Consider the following 19,219-nt stretch of genomic DNA (forward strand, 5'->3'; position numbering starts at 1 on the left):
GCAGACCTCCAAGTTGAAAGGCGTTGAGACCTATGAACAAAGCTCTGCTGGAAATGCGGGGAATTACCAAGGTGTATCCCAATGGCGTCGTTGCAAATAAAGACGTGCATTTTTCTTTAAGTGAGGGAGAAATCCATGCGATTGCGGGCGAGAACGGCGCTGGTAAATCTACTTTAATGAAGATCATGTTCGGCATGGAAGAGCCTAGTGAGGGCGAAATCTATATCAAGGGTGAAAAAGTAAAGCTGCAATCGGCTCAGGATGCCATTGATAGAGGGATCGGTATGGTTCACCAGCATTTTATGCTGGTACCTTCTTTTACGGTGGCAGAGAACATGGTGCTGGGTATGGAGCCTCGTAAAGGTGTTGGCATCAATTATGCAGAAGCTGTCCGCATGACCGAAGAGACTGCGAAGAAATACAATCTAGCAGTGGATCCAAAAGCAAAAGTGGAGGATCTCACGGTTGGTATGAAGCAAAAGGTTGAGATTCTGAAGGCGCTGCTGCGTGGAGCAAAAATCCTCGTTCTGGATGAGCCGACCGCAGTGTTGACCCCCCAGGAAACAGAGGAATTGTTCCGAGAGCTTAAACAATTAAGAGAGCAGGGTCATACGATAGTTTTTATTTCACACAAGTTGAAAGAAGTTAAAGCAATCTGCGACAGAATTACGATTATGCGTAGTGGACGTAGTGAAGGTGTCTTCCAAACGAAGGATGTCACGGAGCAAGAAATCTCACGACTCATGGTGGGCCGAGACGTCGTGTTGAAATATGACAAGGAGATTCTGTCTATTGGCGAGCCGGTACTCACTGTACAGGGCCTAGGCGTAAATGATGCACACGGCAAAGCGTTGCTATCAGATATCAACTTTGCGGTACGTGGGGGACAGATCGTTGGGATTGCTGGTGTAGAAGGTAACGGGCAGACACAGCTCATTGAGGCGCTTACAGGGAGCTTAAGAGGTGTTTCAAGCCAGGGCTCAGTGCTAGTGAAGGGAAAGGATATTCGTGAATCGGATATTTTGGATATTCGTAAGCTAGGCGTTTCCTATATCCCAGAGGATCGGATGCATCAAGGGATAGCCAGTGATGCGAGCATAGCGGATAATCTGCTGTCCACTCAGTATCGTACAAAAGCTATGAATAAAGGTCCTTTTTTAAATGGATCACGAATTGCCAAGCTAGCAGTATCACTTGTAGAGGAATTCAAAGTCCGCTGTTCGGGGCCTTCTCAGCCGATCGGCATGTTGTCAGGTGGTAACATGCAGAAGGTAGTTGTAGCTAGGGAGTGTTCTACTGAACCGAAGCTGCTTATTGCAGAGCAGCCGACGCGGGGCGTGGATATAGGCGCAGCGCAGTTTATACATCAGAAGCTGTTGGAGCTGCGCTCAGCCGATTGCGCGATTTTGCTAGTATCGGCAGATTTAAATGAGATTTTAGAGATCAGTGATAGTCTGCTAGTGATGTACGAAGGTAAGATCGTAGCTTTTTTCGAGGAGCCTTCTAAGGTTAGTGAAGAAGAATTAGGTCTTTATATGCTGGGGATTCATCGACAAGACGAGGAGCACATCGGGAGGGCCGTAAATCATGTTTAAAGTTAAATATTTTGAGTACATTCGAACATCGGCGGTAATCGTTATTGCACTCGCTATTGCCTTTCTGATCATCTCATTGGTTAGTGATCAACCAGTTAAGACCATCGGTATTTTTCTATTAGAACCGTTAAATAGTAAGGGCCATATTGGTAATGTGATAGAGATGGCGATTCCGCTCATGTTCACTGGGCTAGCAGTGTCCTTGTTGTTCCGGGCAAATATGTTCAACTTGGGAGCTGAAGGGATTTTCTATTTCTCCGGTGTTGTAACTTCCGTATTGGCGATTCATTTGACGCTGGACGGCTGGCTGCATCCGATCGTAGCGATTGCTGCGGGTTCTATTGTAGGTGCGTTGCTCTCCGCAATACCCGGGATCCTCAAAGCCAAATGGAATGCCAATGAACTCGTGACGTCGCTAATGTTTAATAATATTTTGTTCGGAGTAGGTTTATATCTACTGAACTATCACTTACGTGATGCAAAGGCGTTCGCCAATGTATCCTACAAATTCGAGAAAACGGCACTGCTGAGCAAGATGGTACCTGGCACCCGTATTCATACCGGACTTATCATCGTTATCGTGCTTATTATTGCAGCGCATCTATTCCTATACAAAACTAAATGGGGATATGAGCTGCGGATGACAGGCATCAACCGGAACTTTGCACGTTATTCAGGCATGAAGACAGCGAAGGTTATTATCCTGGTTCACTTGATTGCTGGCTTTATCGCGGGGATGGGTGGTTCCGTAGAAGTGCTAGGGATGTACAACCGATTCCAATGGACTTCGTTACCAGGTTATGGCTTAGATGGTGCCCTTGTAGCGATGTTAGCCAAGAATAATCCGCTATCTGTAATCGGTGCTGCATTATTCCTAGCGTATATCCGGATTGGGGCCGACATGATGGCGCGTTTATCTGATGTACCTTCAGAGATGATTTCAATCATACAGGCGATTATCATTCTTTTGATTTCGGCTGAGCAATTCCTGAAGTTCTGGAAAAATCGGATGCTCTTGAAGGAGGCGAAGGAAGCGTGAACAGCTTGTTTGATGTGATTTTTACGACTGACTTTGCATTCTCTGTCCTTCGAGTGACGACACCGATTCTATTTGCCGCACTGGGAGCACTGATCTCTAATAGGGCTGGTATCATCAACATCGGTATGGAAGGCATCATGCTTGTCGCGGCTTTAGCCGGTGTCATTGTAAGCAGCTACACGCATAGCGCGTGGGTAGGTTTACTTGGGGCCGTGATGTCTGGAACATTGATTTCTGGAATATTAGCTTTTTTCACACTGAAATTCAAAACACATATCATTCTCGGCGGCGTAGCTATTAATATGTTCGCTTCGGGAGGAACCGTGTTTATTCTTTATTTACTTAGTGGAGACAAGGGGTCTTCTACATCTCTGGCGAGTAAAGTGCTACCTAGTGTAGAGATTCCTTTGCTGAAGGATATTCCGGTGCTTGGGCCTATTTTATCAGGGCATCACATTTTGACGTATGTATCCATTATTGCTGTGTTTGTTGTCTATTATCTCTTAAACCGTACACCGCTTGGTCTGCGCATTCGTTCAGTGGGTGAAAATCCACATGCGGCTCAATCTGTGGGTGTAAGTGTTGTGAAAATACAGTATATGGCTTTGCTGCTTAGTGGATTTTTCGCGGGTTTGGGTGGTGCTTACATGTCGATGGGATACCTGTCACTGTTCACTCGCGATATGATCGCTGGCCGGGGCTGGATTGCCATTGCCGCAGAGTCTATGGGTAGAAGTACGACAGTGGGTACGGCGCTGACCTCTCTATTATTTGGTACGGCAGACGCGTTATCGAATGCGCTACAGGTACTGAAGATTCCTGCAGAGCTGATCGCGACGCTTCCTTATGTAGCAACTGTAATTGGACTTGTGATCTATGCCGTATCTGAGACACGGAAAAAGAACAAAAAGCTTAAAAGTCCGCTAGTGAAATAGCGATAGGATTATCAAGGATCTATACAACTAAGGAGTGAATTACGATGCGAACACCTATTATTATTGACTGCGATCCAGGGCATGATGACGCAATCGCTATCCTGCTTGCAATAGCAAATTCAGAAAAGCTGGACCTTCGCGGAATTACAACGGTTGGCGGAAACCAGATTCTAGATAAAATCACGGATAATGCGCTTAAGGTAATCAGCTTTGTGAATGCTGACATTCCTGTAGCTAAAGGGGCTGCTGGCCCGTTGTTTGGCAAGCTAGTTACAGGGGAAGAAGCACATGGAGAATCCGGTATGGACGGCCCGCTGCTTCCAGCAAGTAAATTCCGGCCTGTAGAAGAAGGCGCTGTAGAATTTATGCTGAATATCATTCGTTCTTCGGAGGAGAAGATTACGCTCGTGCCGATGGCTCCTTTAACAAATATCGCTCTGCTAATCACTGCTTATCCAGAGATTAAGGAAAGAATTGAAAAGATTTCGCTGATGGGCGGAGGCATTTCTTATGGAAATGTAACCTCTACTGCGGAGTTTAATATCTATGTAGATCCTGAAGCCGCTCGTATCGTGTTTGAATCGGGCATTCCGATCACGATGAGTGGTTTGGACGTGACAGACAAGGCAGCCATTTTCGAAGATGAGATCCTAGCATTGAAAGAGCGAGGCCCTGTGTCGACTATGGTTGGAGAACTGCTAGATTTCTATTCGATCTACGGGAAGAAAATGGGCTATGTCGGCAGTGCACTGCATGATCCATGCGCTGTTGCTTGGCTCTTGCACCCAGAACTGTTCGAATCCGAGCATCTATATGTAACGGTGGAGACGGAGGGCAAGCTGACGCGGGGAATGACGGTTGCGGACAAACGAAAGAAGACGGATCGTCCAGCGAATGTAGAAGTCCTGGTGGGAGTAGACCGAGAAGCATTTATGAAGCTGATCTTTGATTCCCTGGAAAAGCTTGATCAAGAGCTGCAGCTTGCGGCTGAAGGGAAGTAGCCTATGGCAGGATGGGAGAGACTTCAAGAGACGGTTCAGTTTGAATTGGTTCAACGTGGCGAAGAAGGCTGCCAGATCGATGGCTTCGCAGATAAACTAGCTGCTGCAGGTGACGATGAGATCAAGCTGATGCAGGTATATAATGAGCTGATGGAGCTCACGATTGCCGAGGATTTTCCTTATGAAGAGCCCTCCTCACTGGAGGAGATTCGTCGTCTACGTCCAGAGGGTCCACGCAAGCTGCATGCGGAATGGAGCGAAGCAGAGTGGAGAGATAAGTTCTATGGGGCTTGGCTAGGTAGAAGCGTCGGCTGCGCACTCGGAAAACCGCTGGAGTATTGGGACTATCTTTACGGTAAAGATGGACGTCCGGGCTGGGAGAATATTGAGCTGTGGTTCCGTGGTGCCGATGCATGGCCAATTACTGGCTATACCCCTGGGCATTCGCGGGCAGAGACGGAATATGGCCTTGGCTTAAGCGATTGGACTTATGCTAGTACCCAAGAGACTATTAAGTTTATGGAGAGCGATGATGATATTCGTTACACGGTTCTGGGTCTTATGCTGCTGGAGCAGAAGGGGCTGGATTGGGATTCTTGGGATATCGGGAAGCTATGGCATAAACATCTGACATATGCTCAGGTATGTACGGCGGAGACACAGTCGTATATGAATTTTGCGCAGGAGACGTCTCATCTGCATGGGGAGAAGCCTGCGGATTGGCTGGCGCGGCAGGAAAGAGTGCGGATGCACTTAAATCCGTACCGGGAATGGATCGGTGCGGCTATACGCGCAGATGGACTGGCTTATGGTGCGGCAGGTTATCCTGAGCTTGCGGCGGAGTTAGGCTGGCGCGATGCTTCTTTTTCACATGTGAAGAACGGCATTTATGGTGAGATGTTTAATGCTGCAATGATTTCGGCGGCTTTTGCTGAAAAAGATAACGAGCGTATCCTTGAGATTGGTCTTAGCGAGATTCCACGTACTAGTCGTCTGGCAAGTGACGTTCTACGAGGTATAGATATTGCGCAGAAGGCCAAAAGTGAGCGTGAGTTAGTAAGTAAGATTTGGGATACATTCAGTCACTATGATGCGGTGCATACCAATAATAATGCTGCTCTTGTTGCTGCTTCGCTTATTTATGGCGGGGATGATTTCGAAAAAGCAGTCGTTACTTCCGTATATGGAGGAATGGATACAGACTGTAATGGAGCTACAGTGGGTTCTATTATGGGAGCTAAGCTTGGAGCAAGTGTGTTGCCAGCTTCGTGGATTGAACCGCTCCATGATACGCTATATGCGGATCTGCCGGGATTTCATCCGATAGCGATTTCGGAATGTGCGGAGCGGAGTTATCAGGTGTTTTTGAAGATTCGTGGGGAGCTTGGTGGAAGGTCTTAAAACAGAGAATACGAAACGAATTAAAAGGGATGTCTTAAGCTACCGAGCTTAGACATTCTTTTTTTTGTGTGGCGACCTAGTTCTTTAAATAAGTGTAACAGGGGTTTAGGAGTTAGGTAACAGGAGAATCCTGATTTGAAGAGGCATTAAGTACAGTAATTTATTGGGGAGATTAACACGTGAAAATAGCCCGGTATATAGGATTTTTATGCTATAACCATTTTTACCTGATATATCATTTCAAGAAAAATGATGACACAGAACAAAAAATGCCTTATTATTTAAAGAGATTTTTAGTGAAACAGTTTTTAAATAATTATAGTACAAACCTTGGCTTAGAAGGTTTCAGTATAAATGCAAAGAGAGGGGGAGCTTCTAATCCTGTCGCTAAGTCGGGTGAGTAAAGGATTCAAGCTGAAGGACGGTATTTATCAGGCGGTTGATGATGTATCGCTTGAAGTGAAGAAAGGGTCGATTCACGGCATTATTGGTGAAAGCGGTGCAGGGAAATCCACGTTGCTGCGACTGATTAACCTGCTGGAACAGCCGGATCAAGGGACAGTTATCGTAGATGGGCAACATTTAACCGAAATGCCGAGTAAACAGCTACGGAAAGCTAGGGAAAAGATCGGGATGATTTTTCAGCAGTTTAATCTGGTCAATAACGTCACGGTTAACCGCAATATATCGATCCCTCTGGAATTGGCAGGGGTGCCGAAGCGTGAACGGATGAAGCGGGTGAAGGAATGTCTCGATTTTGTCGGATTGGCAGATAAGGCAGAGCAATATCCCGCACAGCTAAGTGGAGGACAGCGGCAACGTGTGGCGATCGCCCGTGCGCTTTCGAACAGTCCAGGACTATTGCTATGTGACGAGCCAACCTCCTCTCTCGATCCAGGAACAACTGCTGATATTTTGGACGTCCTGAAGCATATTAATGGGAGCCTTGGGGTTACGGTAGTGATTGTTACGCATGAGATGGATGTTGTCAAAAGCATATGCACTCATGTATCCGTGATGGAGAACGGTCGAATTGTAGATTCATTCTCTCGCGAAGACGGTGATTTTCGACCTGCTGCAGTTCGTACTGGCTCGTACCGGGATCAAATTCTGGGTAAAGCGGGGGATACTCATGTTTGATAGTGTACTTCAATATCAGGCACAGATGTGGGAATCGATAGGGGAAACCTTTGTGATGGTCGGCATATCTGTCGGAGCTGCACTGCTGCTGGGGCTCCCGCTCGGGACGTTGTTGTTTTTTTGCCGAAAAGGGCAGCTCTATGAAAATAGAACGCTGTCACTGGTGCTCAACAGTATCGTAAATATTATCCGTTCATTTCCATTCCTGCTGCTTGTCGTTGCACTCATTCCGGTCACTCGCTTCCTTGTAGGAACAGCGATTGGAACGATGGCAGCCACGATCCCTTTATCTATTGTTGCCATTGCTTATTACTCTCGTCTGGTGGAGCAGTCTTTGCTGGAGGTTCCTAAAGGAGTCATAGAAGCGGCGTTGTCTATGGGAGCCTCAAAACTGGGGTTGATCTTTAAATTCCTATATGTAGAGGCTCGTTCGGGTCTAGTGCTCGGACTTACTACCTCCACCATTAGTTTTATCTCTTACTCGACCGTGATGGGGGTTGTTGGAGGAGGCGGGGTTGGCGATTTTGCCATCCGTTATGGCTATCAGCGTTTTGAGACTGAAGTGATGGTGTATGCGATTATTGTGATGATTGTATTCGTTCAGTTGGTTCAATTTACAGGAGGGACGATCTCACGGCTGTTAGACAAGCGTTGATCCTGTACATCAAATATTTGAAATGCAAAATGGTTGAATATATAAACTGGGGGTTAGTTGAAGTAATGAAAAAATCAATGATAGTTGTGCTTATGATAATGGTATTGGTCGTAGCGGGTTGTGGCTCTAATAAAGCAGCCGAGAACAATTCTGCAAAAGGTAGCGATGAGCTAACGAAATTAAAGATTGCTACTTTGATTCCACCAATGACGGAAATTCTAGACATTGTGAAGCCACTTCTAAAGGAAGATGGAATTGATCTTGAAATCGTTGTGCTGTCTGACAATGTGCAGCCTAATGAGGCTTTGGCGAATAAAGAGGTTGACGCTAACTTTTTCCAACACATTCCTTATATGAAGCAATTTAATGAAAGTAAAGGCTCCAATTTGGTGGAGGTACAGCCTGTCTATGACGCTATTTACGGTGGATACTCCAAGCGCTACAAGAATATAGCTGATCTTCCTGAAGGTGCAACGCTAGTTATGGCTAATGATCCTTCTAATATCGGTCGTTCATTACAAATGTTCGCTGCAGCCGATTTGATTAAGCTGAAAGATGGCGTAGGCATTCAAGCTACACAAGCAGACATTACTGAGAATCCAAAAAAGTTTAAGTTTGAGGAAGTAGATTTGCTGATGCTGGCTCGTATGCTGGATGATGGCGATCTAGTGGCAATGACTCCGGCTTATGCTAGCCCGCTTGGATTGACACCTAAGAAGGATGCGCTGATTACAGAAGGCGAGGATTCTGAATTCACGATCACTTTGGTTGCACGCGAAGATAACAAGGATTCTGATGCGATTCAGAAGCTAGCTAAACGGATTAGCGGTCCAGAAGTGAAGAAATTCCTTGAAGATAATTATGCGGATATCGCGTTGCCGGCTTTTAAATAAGCTAAATATGGATCTATAAAAAAGGGCAGCCCGGCGATATTCGCAGGCCTGCCCTTTTTGTATATTGAGTATTTATGTGTCTTACATTATTCGGCTTCTCTTAACCGTTCCACAATTGTTGCTTGGGAGATTGTTTTATATGCTCTTAGCGTCACTGCGAAAGCAATGATTAACATAACAGGAACGGTGAAGATAAACGGCAACCAGCTCATTCGGAATACCGTAAAGGCTATAACTTCTGTAATGCCTTTGGAAATCTTATAGGTCAGCAGCACACCTAATGTTGACGTTATGAGCACAGTACAAAGCACATTGTAGAGTCCTTCATAAATTAGCATACGTTTTAATTGCTTTTTGGTCATGCCGATACTCTCCAGCATGGCAAATTCATTTCTGCGAGAGATGACTCCAGTGAGAACGGTATTAACATAATTCAACACACCGATAAGAGCAATGACTAAACTAAGACTATAACCTATGGTTTGAAAAATGCGAATAAATCCACCAAGCTCTTCCTTGTAATCCTCTCTGGATTTTAAGTTTAATTCATTTGTCGAATCTGTTAGAGCTTTGGCCGCTTGTTCTACCTGATCCATCTTAGTCGGATCGACATGTAGTGTGGCTGTAACGATATTGGCTGGATCTGTACCCTTAGGCAATTCCTTCTGTAGTTCCAAAGCAGGGAGGAAAGCATTATAGCCTAACATGGAGAATGATTTAGTAGTTGCAGCATATACCGCATCATATTTTAATACCGCCATCACTTCATAAGATTTCCCCGAATTCCCGAAAGTGATTGTATCTCCAGGATGATAATAGGTGCGGTAGCTATCTTCTCCTATTAAACTGGCCTCGGTAATGAGCGCAAACTTTCCTGAAGAAAACATCTGCCCATTAAACTCACCTTCGATAATATCTTTGTTCACAAGATCATACCAGCCTGGATCTAATCCATATAGATTAATGTTAATCATCCCCCCCTTATCTAAAGTGGAGAGAAGATAAGGATGTGGATCAGTAGCTGCCATTGGCTCCAAAATAGCCCGGACAGCATCATCGACAGGAGTTGGAACATATCTGTGGTAAACCTTATCAACACTTTCTACACCGTCAATTTTACTTAGATTGTTCGCGAATTCCTCTGAAAGCTTATAAGGATCACCGTCTCGAGGCCCTGTAATACTGACTAACACTTCATTCTGAACCACAAAATCACCGGAGATAAAAGCACGCAGATATTTATTGACATCCAGTGAGGAGATTACTGTGAAAATGGTACTGAACAAGATGATACCTAAGGAGAGTGAAGAGAGCATCAAGATCAGCTTTTTTTTGCTTCTGAACAGGTTGGAGAACGCCATGTTGTGAAGTTTTGCGCCATGTTTTGATTTTTTGGCTTTCCGTTTTCCACCGCTGCTGACTCCTGCAAATTTTACAGCCTCTACCGGCGAGGTTCGCGAGGCCATCCGGCCTGGCTTACTTGCGGCAATCCATACTGTCATATACGAGAATGCTGCTGCACCAATAAATATCCACGGGCTAGCAGAATAGACATTATCAGTAGAACCGTTTAAAAATGAGGAGGTCATAGGGAGAATGAGCAGACCTAGCAAATATCCCAACCCTAATCCAAAGGGGAGCGCGACGAGATAAAGTGAGCGGGCCTGAATGGAGATGATCTTTTTCAGTTGTCGGGGTGTGGTACCGATGGTCTTTAGCAGCCCATAAAATTTCACATCCCGCACGACGGAAATAAAAAAGATATTGTAGATTAGTAAATAGCCGCTCAGCATGGTGATAAGAATGACAACTGCATAAGGAATGATATTCACTAGATTTTCAGAGAGCGAGACACTCGTATAAGCGGGATTTACACCATAGGGCACATCCAGGCCGGTGTCTGCCAAAATCTTTTGTAACTTCTGTTCAATATTATAAGAATTATTAAACATCACCCCCAAACCTGAGGTGTTCACATAAGAACCTGTTGCTTCAGAGAGGTCCGGATCAATTTGGGAAATATTCTTCTGTGTGAAAGCTTCTGATACAAAAGCCAATCCTGACATTGCTAAATTTTGATCGGCTTCATAATATCCGGAGATCTTAAAGTCTTGGCTTATGACTTTTTCACCTGTGTCTATATCCAGCTCCACAATCTGGCCTAACTCATGCTTTGCTCCAAGCATGTCAAGCTCCCAAGTATTTAGGACGATTTCATTCTCTTGGGAGGGCAGTCCGCCAGCTATAAAGTTGATAAATCCGTGTTTGGCAAAGTTCTCGTCAATTCGAAGTACCTCTACCCGGTTATTCTTGAACAGACTGGTGCTTATATCGCCAACCGTAAGAAAAACACCATATTCTTTAATTGATGGGTGATTCTTCAGCTTCTCCAACTCAGCAGGATTCAGATATTTGAAGCTTCCATGATAATCACTGCCAGTAGTCTGCATTTGTGCGTGTTGCATTGATTTGTTAATACTGAGCGCCATGGTAAACACGGCGGTGATCAAAACGGTAGTCAGTACGATGGCACAGATGATAGTGAAATTGCGAGCCCGGTTGGCTTTGAGGCTTTTTTTGGCTAAAGTAGCAATAGTCTTGTGGTTATTAGTACTGATCATGGCTGGCTCACTCCGGAGTTACGGGGTTGACCAGTGAAAATGATGCCATCTTCAATACGGATAATGCGGTCAGCAGTTTGAGCAATTTGTTCATTGTGTGTGATCATCACGATGGTCTGGAAGAATTTCTCACTCATCTGCTTCAGCAGAATCAGTACTTCCTGGCTTGTTTTACTATCCAGATTACCTGTGGGCTCATCCGCCAAGATAATTGATGGCTTGGTCGCCAATGCTCTGGCTATTGCCACCCGTTGTTGCTGTCCACCAGACAGATTAGAAGGTAGAGTATTCACTTTTTCCTGCAAGCCCAAGGTGCGGATGATCAGATCAAGATAAGTCTCATCTATTTTGCCACCGTCTAGCTCAATAGGCAGTACAATATTCTCACGCACATTTAGTATAGGTACCAAATTGTAGTTCTGAAAAACAAACCCCACCGATCTGCGCCGAAAAATGGTCAGCTTCTCGTCACTCATCGCAAAAATATCGTTCCCATCCACGTAAACCTTGCCCTCAGTTGCTCGATCCAATCCGCCTAGCATATGAAGAAGAGTGCTTTTACCGCTGCCGCTAGTACCGACGATGGCGACAAACTCCCCTTTTTCCACTGCTAGTGATATGCCATCCAAAGCCTTAACGCTTGAGCCAACCTTTCCATAGTGTTTTTTTAAATTTTCAGTCTGTAGAATCGGCATAACTCTTTCCCTCCAATGAGATCTGTTTGTCCATAATTTAAGGGTAGCAAATCAATCTGACAGGAGAGTGTCTGAATTCTGACCATAATGACACATTCTATTTTAGCGCTGGGGCAGGAAAACAGAGAAAGTTGTACCTTTTCCAGCTTCAGAACTGACGTTGATATGGCCGCCTTGTGCCATGATAATCTCTCTGGTCAAAAACAACCCAATGCCGACCCCCTCGAATTCACGCGCTTGCTTTCCTCGGTAGAACCGCTTAAAGATGTGGGGAATTTCTTCACTGAGGATTCCAAGACCAGTATCGGTAAGCTGAATACAGGTAAACATCTCATTGGTTTCAGCTAGGATGGAAATTTGTCCACTATGAGGCGTATATTTCACAGCATTCTCCAACAGGTTGAATAGAGCTTCACTTGTCCATTTGACATCGTGGCAGGCTAAGATGTGTGTCCCGCAGTCTATATTGATGGTAATTTGTTTGTTTTCCGCTTGCGCATACACCTGGGATAACGCCTTCGTCAAAGTCTGAATGAGCGGTTTCGCTTCAATCTGCTGTAGGGAGATCATTCCTGTTTCCAAACGTGATAATTTGATTAGAGACTGGATCAGCCAATCCAACTTATCTGACTGCGCTTGAATATGTTTTACGTAGTGCCGGACATTCTCATTTAGTTCGGGCATCTCCTCCAGCAACTGACTGAATACCATGATATTAGAGAGAGGGGTCTTGGTTTGATGGGAGATATCCGAGATCAGCTCTTTTATCTTGTTTTTCTCGGTCTGAATAATTCGTTCATTTGCCTTAGCCATCCCTATGTACCGCTTTAGTTTATGTTCCATCGAAGACAGAGCGGTTTCTTCATAGTTAGTGAGTGGCGGCTGGTCATGTATAGCCCGCTCAATCGCTGTATCCAAGGTCTGTATATAGTTTGCGATCTGGCGGTTCCATAACCATACCCATACGGCTCCTGTTGCTAATAGACAGATGATGAATAGAGTAGTGAGTTGGAGCAGAGTGGGGTCGAACCCATACAGAAACATTATACTGCCGATAAAAAAGGCCACTAGTATAAGGATGATCAGTAAAAAGAGCCTATGAATTTGCTTGAAATTAGGAGGGGGGCAATTGGTTTTCATGGTTTTTGCCCTTCAGTCCACATGTATCCAAGTCCATAGATGGTCTTGATATATTTGGGCGCTGCCGGGTCATCCTCAAGTTTAGCACGCAGCCGTTTGATGGCTACTGTCAATGCGTTTTCATCCACAAATTCGGCATCCTTGCTCCAGATCTTGTCTATCAGCTGTTCTCGGGTCAAAATATTGCCCGTATTCGTCACCAGCAGCCGCAGCAGTTTTTGCTCAGTTTTGCTCAGCTGGAGCGATTGTTTATTTTTGCTGTACTCCAGTTTCTCAAAATCGAGTTCTAACGGACCCAATGTTATTTTTCCAGTCCCTTGCGATTCCGTTCTTCTGAGCACTGCCATTACTCTGGCGCGAAGTACCATTAGGCTGAACGGTTTGGTGATATAGTCATCGCCCCCCAATGCAAAACCGGTAATAATGTCGGACTCCATATCATTGGCGGTGAGAAAAATAATGGGTACGCGTGAGGTCTTGCGAAGTTGCTCGCAATAATCCAGCCCATTGCCATCTGGCAGATTGATGTCCAGAATGATGAGATCGATAGGGTGAACTTCAACAATATGCTCAGCCGCAGCAAGATCGTAAGCTTGGTGGATCACCACATCGTTTTGAGAAAGAGTGAGGGCAATTCCTTTATTTAAGCTGCGGTCGTCTTCAACGATTAGTATGTTCACGGTAATTCTCCTTTGTTTCTTATTTGATTATTAAAACTTCGAAGTTGTAACTATAATCAAACATCAATGTAGAATCAGTGACTCCTGTGGCTGCTCAGCCATGGGATTAAAAATGTTAGGACAACTTCATTACAGTTTAAAAGATTTGTTCTATATAAGACAATAATATATCTTGCTTGTAATGGCAGTCCTGTCGGACTATAAATAAAAACGGACATTACTCATAAAGGGTGAAGTTTGTTCAATTTTCGATGAATTCGTATCCCATTTATAGGTGTGTAGGTTGGATATCTCCTACAGCTAGCCCTGTAGTGGTCTGTAGTCGCACAGGTACCTCGACTAAGGTCCAGTACCAAAAACCGTCGTTGGTCTGTTTTGAAAGTCTGCGAATTGCTCTAGAATAAGGCTATAAGGTTAAGGACAACGAAAGGCGGTGAGAAAATAATGCAAAGAAGACAAGGAAACGGATTAGCAGTTGTGCTGATTGCGATTGGTGCAGTAATGTTGCTCGGTTTAGCGCTTCCTCTGATTCACGGTATTTTCAGACTACTGTTCCCAGTATTGCTGGTTGTTCTCGGGTACTACGGAATTAAGAGTGGACGCAAGATTATCGGTTGGGTACTAATGTTCATTGGTGTCATGACCTTGATCGCGAAGCTTTCCTGGATCATCGGACCCCTTCTGGGAGTGGCGTTGATCGTATGGGGCGTGTCAGCCTTGAAGGGTAGAAGAAATGGTACTTATTAAGAAGAAATGTACTTAAACAAGAAGCAGGGAGGGAGCAGGAGATTATGAGTGTTTTTCGTCGCATGAGGGATATTACAGTAGCAAATCTAAATGAACGTCTGGAGCAAAGCCAAGATCCTGTGAAGCTAATTGATCAATTTCTACACTCAACCCGTGAGGAAATCAGTGAAGCTGAAAGGCTGTATCAGCAATACGCTTCCCACACGAAGCAATTGCAGCAGCAAGTGAACCAAGCGACTGCTATGAGAAACAAACGTGAGGAACAGGCACTACTCGCACTAAAAGCGGGCGAAGATCATCTCGCGAAGCTGGCTTTACAAGAAAAAATTATTCACGAAGAAAAATTGGAGCAGTACAGCGGGCTACTTGAACAAAGTAAGCAATCCTTGTTTGAACTTGAAGCTCAGCTGAATGAGCTGAAATTAGAGTATCAGAACGTGTACAGCAAACGTCAGTATTATGCAGCTCGAATGGAGTCGTTAAGACTACAGCAACGCATGAATCAAAGAGCCAATACTTATGGTAATGGCGGCGATGTTCCTAAAATGTTCGGACGTCTGGAAGATCGGATGAACGATTGGGAATTAGAAGCGAAGAGCCTCCGTGATATACGGCGCATGGGACAGGAATATGCAGTGCAAGCGGGTGAAACCGTAGCAACCGTTCTCGAAAGAGAAATGGCTCGCCTAAAGGAGAAACTGAACAATGGTGGAAAGGAGTAGCGCTATGAGTCGATTGTATCGTTCAACTAGAGATAAAGTGATGACGGGTCTTGCAGGTGGATTATCTGAGACACTCGGTATTGATTCCACGCTATTCCGGATTCTGTTGCTGGTCAGCATTCCTTTTACAGGAGGTGCCGTGATTCCTGTGTACTTCATTGCTGCACTGGTCATTCCGAAGGAGCCTACGCATTATAATCCTTTCGGACCAGGCCCTGGGGCACCGGGTGGCCCATTTGATGGTCCTTACTCAGGTAGACCGGAACATGGACACGGACCGCATGCGACTGGTGGACATGGACATGGACCATATGGTCGCCAGCCAAATTACAATCCGAATTTTGAGAAGAACAATGCATATTCCGCTCCGGATTCCGGTCTGGATGCGATGATGAAGGATATTGAGAAGAAGGCTTTGCAAAAAGAAGTAGAAGAACTCAAACAAAAACTGTCTAAATATGAGAAAGGGGAATTGTAAATCATGGGAGTATTTCAAAGAATTAAAGATATGACAAAGGCGTCGGTAAATGACTTGTTGGATAAGGTAGAGGACCCAATCGTAATGCTTAACCAGTATCTGCGCGATATGGAGGCTGAAATTCACGAAGCAGAAGTTACAGTTGCCAAGCAAATGGCAAACGAACGTCGCATGAAACAACGTGTAGAAGAAGCAGCGAAAATGTCCGCACAACGTGGAGCGCAAGCTGAATTGGCATTGAAAAACGGTCAAGAAGAAGTGACTCGCAAGCTGTTGGAAGAAAAGATCTATTTCGACCAAAAACAAGCGGAATACACTGATCTTCACGCTCAAGCCGAAGTGCATGCGAAGGAATTGGTTGGACAGCTGCATGATATGAAGGATGAATTCTACAAGCTGCGCAACAAGCGTAACGAGCTCGTATCCCGCGCTCAAATGGCTAAAGCGAAGAAGCAAATGACGCAAATCAGCAGCGTACATTCCATCGAAAGTGGCAGTGCGTCGCTCGGATTCCACCGGATGGAAGAGAAAATTATGCAGCTTGAAGCTGAAGCAGACGTAATGCGTGCACCTTACAGCCCATCCGCTGCTTACGCTAAACCAGTCGATGCTGAGAAACAACTGAAAGTGGATGAGCAACTGGCTGCGCTGAGAAGCAAGCTGAATGATACACCTGCTGCTCCTTCTTTAAACAAAAAAGAAGAATAAATCCTGTTCCTAAAACTTAAGCAGATATGATATGCTGGACAAGAAGAAGCCATACGGTATGGATCTCCATACCGATATGGCTTTTATAGCGGCTGGTAATAATGTATTTATGAGCAAAGTTTTTCGAAGCAAAACTTAAACTTTTAGCGGTGAGTGACGATTAATTCACGGATATTATAAAAGAAGTTTTGCTACGCAAAACTTTAGTCTATGCTTACGAAGATAGTTTTGCTACGCAAAACTTGTAGGAGGTGCGAAATGGATAAACGAAACCGTTTGATTGCCATCGGACTGATTGGTGTTGGCTGCATGATGATTTTTGGTAGATGGCTCGGCTTTTTCTCCATTGTCGCGCTTCTATTCCTGCTCTTAGGGGTCTACCGTACGACGAGCGGCAAGGTGAAGCAGGGCTATAAGCTGCTCGGAATTGGCGCTGTGTTGCTTTTGCTGGATCATTTGGTGCTTGTGCTGGGGATTTGCTTGATCTCACTGGGAATGTTTTTTACTAAATCTAAAAGAGTTCAGCGCAAGGAAGGGTTTATGCAGAAGCAGAACTTTTCGTCTAGATTTGACTGGGATCGCTCACCTTGGGTGATGCACAGTCTTAGCTCTTGGCATATCCTTGGTGAGGCTGATCTTGATCTTTCACTGGCTATGGCGGAGCAAAAGGAAACGGTTATGCTGTTCCAAGGGATCTTTGGTGATATGGACATTCAATTGTCAGATGATTATGGTGTGGAAATCGAAGCCTTCGTGCTGTTTGGATCGATTGAATTTGGGAACCAACGCGATACAGGTATGCTAAATCGTCTGAATTGGAAATCCCCTAACTATGATAGCAGTGAACATAAGGTGAAATTTAGTGTCTCTTATTTGATGGGAGATTTGGATGTGCGATTATCCTGATTAGTTTGATACAGAAGGGAGGGTCCCCGTGTGGATAAAAAGAACAAAAACATGATGTCACGCAGTATGGGTGAGGGGGCTCTGTTCTCTTTTGTCATGCTGCTTGTGATATTGTACACCATGTATACATATGGCTATTTAAAGCCTTTTGAAAGCTGGGAGATGGGCTTACGCACGGCATTTACTCTAATTCTGCTACCTATGGGGTTCGGGGTTGGCTTTGGTTTCTATCAGAGCTTTCGTGTTAAGCGAAAGTTGGAACGTCTGAGAGAAACCCTCGTATTGTGGGAGAAGGGAAACTTAACGCTATCTATGCCTGACTTGGGTGATGATGAGCTGGGAAGGCTCGGAGAACAATTGGGCCGAATTAGCGGAAAATGGGAAAACCAAGTGACAACGCTGCAGCGATTGTCTACAAATAACGCGAAGCTCGCGGAGCAAGCACGAGTATCTGCTATTATGGAAGAGCGTCAGCGGCTTGCGCGTGAATTACATGATGCTGTCTCACAGCAGTTGTTCGCGATCTCTATGACCGCCACGGCTGTAGGCAGGACGCTGGAGAAGGATTTTGACAAGGCTCAACGGCAAATTGCACTTATTGAAGAAATGTCTGCGGTAGCTCAATCAGAGATGAGAGCACTATTGCTACATTTGAGACCAGTTTATTTGGAAGGTAAGGGATTAGCGCAGGGGCTGCAGGAGTTGATCAAGGAACTTAAGGTTAAGGTTCCGATCGAAATTGTATTCGAAATGGACCCAGATGTGCAATTGCTAAAAGGGGTAGAGAATCACTTATTCCGTATTGTGCAGGAGGCAATCTCCAATACACTTCGTCATGCGAAAGCAGAAAAGATGGAAATCAGGCTGCATCGGCGGGGAGATACGGTTCGCTTGACGCTGCGTGATGATGGGATCGGTTTTGAATTGGATGATAGTAAACAAACTTCCTACGGTTTGTCGAACATGCAGGAGCGGATGAATGAAATTGGGGGTTCCATTCAGTTTATTACTGCTCCGGGTAAAGGAATGCGGATTGAAATTACCGTTCCGTTAGTCAATGAATAATAGGAGGAAAGAGTGACCATGGAGATGGAGGAAGCCATTAAGGTATTACTTGTAGATGATCATGAAATGGTACGGATCGGACTAGCTGCTGTTCTGGGTACTGAGGACGGAATTGAAGTCGTGGGTGAAGCTGGAAGTGGAGAAGAAGGTATCCGCTTAGCACAAGAGTACAATCCGGATGTAGTCCTGATGGATCTCGTAATGGATGGGATGGATGGGATTGAAACGACCAAGCAGCTAATGAAGCAGTATCCCGAAATCAAAGTCATTGTGTTGACAAGCTATCTGGACGATGAAAAAATGTATCCGGTTATTGAAGCGGGTGCGTTCAGTTATCTACTAAAGACCTCACGAGCTAGTGAAGTGGCGGATGCCATACGCGCTGCGGCAAGAGGGCAGTCTGTACTCGAGTCACAGGTCGCCTCTAAAATGATGAACCGTTTTCGAAACAATGCAAAGGGTGAATCCCCTGCTTATAAAGAGCTTACGGAACGCGAGATGGAAGTATTACGTCTGCTGGCGCAAGGTAAATCAAATCAGGACATCGCCGATCAACTAATTATTGGAATCAAAACTGTGAAATTTCATGTGACGAATATTCTCGCGAAGCTGGGCGTGGAAGACCGAACCCAAGCAGCAATTTATGCATATAAAAATGGACTAGCTGAATAACAAAAAGGACTGAAGCCTCGTGCTTCAGTCTTTTTTTTATAGTATAAGAAAGCCCCGTAAATTATCTGAGTACGCATCGAAGCATAAAACCTTACTTTGTGAGGATATATCAGGTATAGAATCTCC

Annotated in this window: 20 protein-coding genes; 16 read left to right on the plus strand and 4 right to left on the minus strand. The window is 45.0% G+C overall.

Features of this window, described 5'->3' with window-relative positions:
* Positions 1-32 precede the first annotated feature (32 nt).
* The 9 genes from NSS67_RS06970 to NSS67_RS07010 all read left to right on the plus strand — a co-directional run bounded on the left by NSS67_RS06970 (position 33) and on the right by NSS67_RS07010 (position 8,659).
* A complete protein-coding gene (locus NSS67_RS06970; protein WP_339318876.1) occupies positions 33-1,595 on the plus strand; it encodes an ABC transporter ATP-binding protein in 1,563 nt (520 codons plus the stop codon).
* The gene (locus NSS67_RS06975; RefSeq protein ID WP_339318877.1) at positions 1,588-2,634 is read left to right on the plus strand and encodes an ABC transporter permease; all 1,047 of its coding nucleotides are present in this window, start codon (positions 1,588-1,590) and stop codon (positions 2,632-2,634) included. Before NSS67_RS06970 ends, NSS67_RS06975 begins: the two co-directional genes overlap by 8 nt.
* Entirely contained in the window at positions 2,631-3,569 is a 939-nt protein-coding gene (locus tag NSS67_RS06980) for an ABC transporter permease (protein ID WP_339318878.1), read from the plus strand. The genes NSS67_RS06975 and NSS67_RS06980 overlap by 4 nt, the downstream gene beginning before the upstream one ends.
* 44 nt (positions 3,570-3,613) lie before the next feature.
* Positions 3,614-4,570: a nucleoside hydrolase gene (locus NSS67_RS06985; protein WP_339318879.1), complete on the plus strand. Its 957-nt coding sequence runs from the start codon at positions 3,614-3,616 to the stop codon at positions 4,568-4,570.
* Positions 4,571-4,573: 3 nt separating this feature from the next.
* Complete coding sequence (locus NSS67_RS06990) at positions 4,574-5,971, plus strand: ADP-ribosylglycohydrolase family protein (protein ID WP_339318880.1); 1,398 nt, start codon at positions 4,574-4,576, stop codon at positions 5,969-5,971.
* A 179-nt stretch (positions 5,972-6,150) separates the two neighbouring features.
* Positions 6,151-6,375: a hypothetical protein gene (locus NSS67_RS06995; protein ID WP_339318881.1), complete on the plus strand. Its 225-nt coding sequence runs from the start codon at positions 6,151-6,153 to the stop codon at positions 6,373-6,375.
* A complete protein-coding gene (locus NSS67_RS07000; RefSeq protein WP_339320520.1) occupies positions 6,350-7,111 on the plus strand; it encodes an ATP-binding cassette domain-containing protein in 762 nt (253 codons plus the stop codon). Before NSS67_RS06995 ends, NSS67_RS07000 begins: the two co-directional genes overlap by 26 nt.
* Complete coding sequence (locus NSS67_RS07005) at positions 7,104-7,766, plus strand: methionine ABC transporter permease (RefSeq protein WP_339318882.1); 663 nt, start codon at positions 7,104-7,106, stop codon at positions 7,764-7,766. Before NSS67_RS07000 ends, NSS67_RS07005 begins: the two co-directional genes overlap by 8 nt.
* 65 nt (positions 7,767-7,831) lie before the next feature.
* Positions 7,832-8,659 carry a MetQ/NlpA family ABC transporter substrate-binding protein gene (locus tag NSS67_RS07010; protein WP_339318883.1) on the plus strand — a complete coding sequence of 276 codons (828 nt, stop codon included), beginning with the start codon at positions 7,832-7,834 and terminating at the stop codon, positions 8,657-8,659.
* An 86-nt stretch (positions 8,660-8,745) separates the two neighbouring features.
* Here the strand turns inward: NSS67_RS07010 and NSS67_RS07015 are convergent, their stop codons facing one another.
* The 4 genes from NSS67_RS07015 to NSS67_RS07030 form a co-directional block, all read right to left on the minus strand.
* On the minus strand, positions 8,746-11,280 hold the full coding sequence (locus NSS67_RS07015) for an FtsX-like permease family protein (RefSeq protein ID WP_339318884.1): 2,535 nt from the start codon (positions 11,278-11,280) through the stop codon (positions 8,746-8,748).
* Positions 11,277-11,975, minus strand: a complete 699-nt coding sequence (locus tag NSS67_RS07020; protein WP_339318885.1) for an ABC transporter ATP-binding protein — start codon at positions 11,973-11,975, stop codon at positions 11,277-11,279. The genes NSS67_RS07015 and NSS67_RS07020 overlap by 4 nt, the downstream gene beginning before the upstream one ends.
* Positions 11,976-12,077: 102 nt before the next feature.
* Complete coding sequence (locus NSS67_RS07025; RefSeq protein WP_339318886.1) at positions 12,078-13,019, minus strand: HAMP domain-containing sensor histidine kinase; 942 nt, start codon at positions 13,017-13,019, stop codon at positions 12,078-12,080.
* Positions 13,020-13,111: 92 nt separating this feature from the next.
* Positions 13,112-13,795: a response regulator transcription factor gene (locus NSS67_RS07030; protein ID WP_339318887.1), complete on the minus strand. Its 684-nt coding sequence runs from the start codon at positions 13,793-13,795 to the stop codon at positions 13,112-13,114.
* A 444-nt stretch (positions 13,796-14,239) separates the two neighbouring features.
* Here NSS67_RS07030 and NSS67_RS07035 point away from each other — a divergent pair, with 444 nt between their 5' ends.
* The 7 genes from NSS67_RS07035 to NSS67_RS07065 all read left to right on the plus strand — a co-directional run bounded on the left by NSS67_RS07035 (position 14,240) and on the right by NSS67_RS07065 (position 19,093).
* On the plus strand, positions 14,240-14,542 hold the full coding sequence (locus NSS67_RS07035) for a hypothetical protein (RefSeq protein ID WP_339318888.1): 303 nt from the start codon (positions 14,240-14,242) through the stop codon (positions 14,540-14,542).
* A 44-nt stretch (positions 14,543-14,586) separates the two neighbouring features.
* Positions 14,587-15,264, plus strand: a complete 678-nt coding sequence (locus NSS67_RS07040; protein ID WP_339318889.1) for a PspA/IM30 family protein — start codon at positions 14,587-14,589, stop codon at positions 15,262-15,264.
* A 4-nt stretch (positions 15,265-15,268) separates the two neighbouring features.
* Positions 15,269-15,742, plus strand: a complete 474-nt coding sequence (locus NSS67_RS07045) for a PspC domain-containing protein (protein WP_339318890.1) — start codon at positions 15,269-15,271, stop codon at positions 15,740-15,742.
* Positions 15,743-15,745: 3 nt separating this feature from the next.
* Positions 15,746-16,450, plus strand: a complete 705-nt coding sequence (locus NSS67_RS07050; protein WP_339318891.1) for a PspA/IM30 family protein — start codon at positions 15,746-15,748, stop codon at positions 16,448-16,450.
* Between the two features lie 258 nt (positions 16,451-16,708).
* Positions 16,709-17,356: a cell wall-active antibiotics response protein LiaF gene (liaF, locus tag NSS67_RS07055; RefSeq protein WP_339318892.1), complete on the plus strand. Its 648-nt coding sequence runs from the start codon at positions 16,709-16,711 to the stop codon at positions 17,354-17,356.
* Positions 17,357-17,407: 51 nt separating this feature from the next.
* Positions 17,408-18,421, plus strand: a complete 1,014-nt coding sequence (locus tag NSS67_RS07060; protein WP_339320521.1) for a sensor histidine kinase — start codon at positions 17,408-17,410, stop codon at positions 18,419-18,421.
* An 18-nt stretch (positions 18,422-18,439) separates the two neighbouring features.
* Positions 18,440-19,093 (plus strand): response regulator transcription factor, encoded by a 654-nt coding sequence (locus NSS67_RS07065; RefSeq protein WP_036685532.1) that lies wholly within the window; start codon positions 18,440-18,442, stop codon positions 19,091-19,093.
* The last annotated feature ends 126 nt before the right edge of the window (positions 19,094-19,219 follow it).

This window comes from Paenibacillus sp. FSL R10-2734 (assembly GCF_037963865.1).
Lineage (GTDB): Bacteria > Bacillota > Bacilli > Paenibacillales > Paenibacillaceae > Paenibacillus_AQ.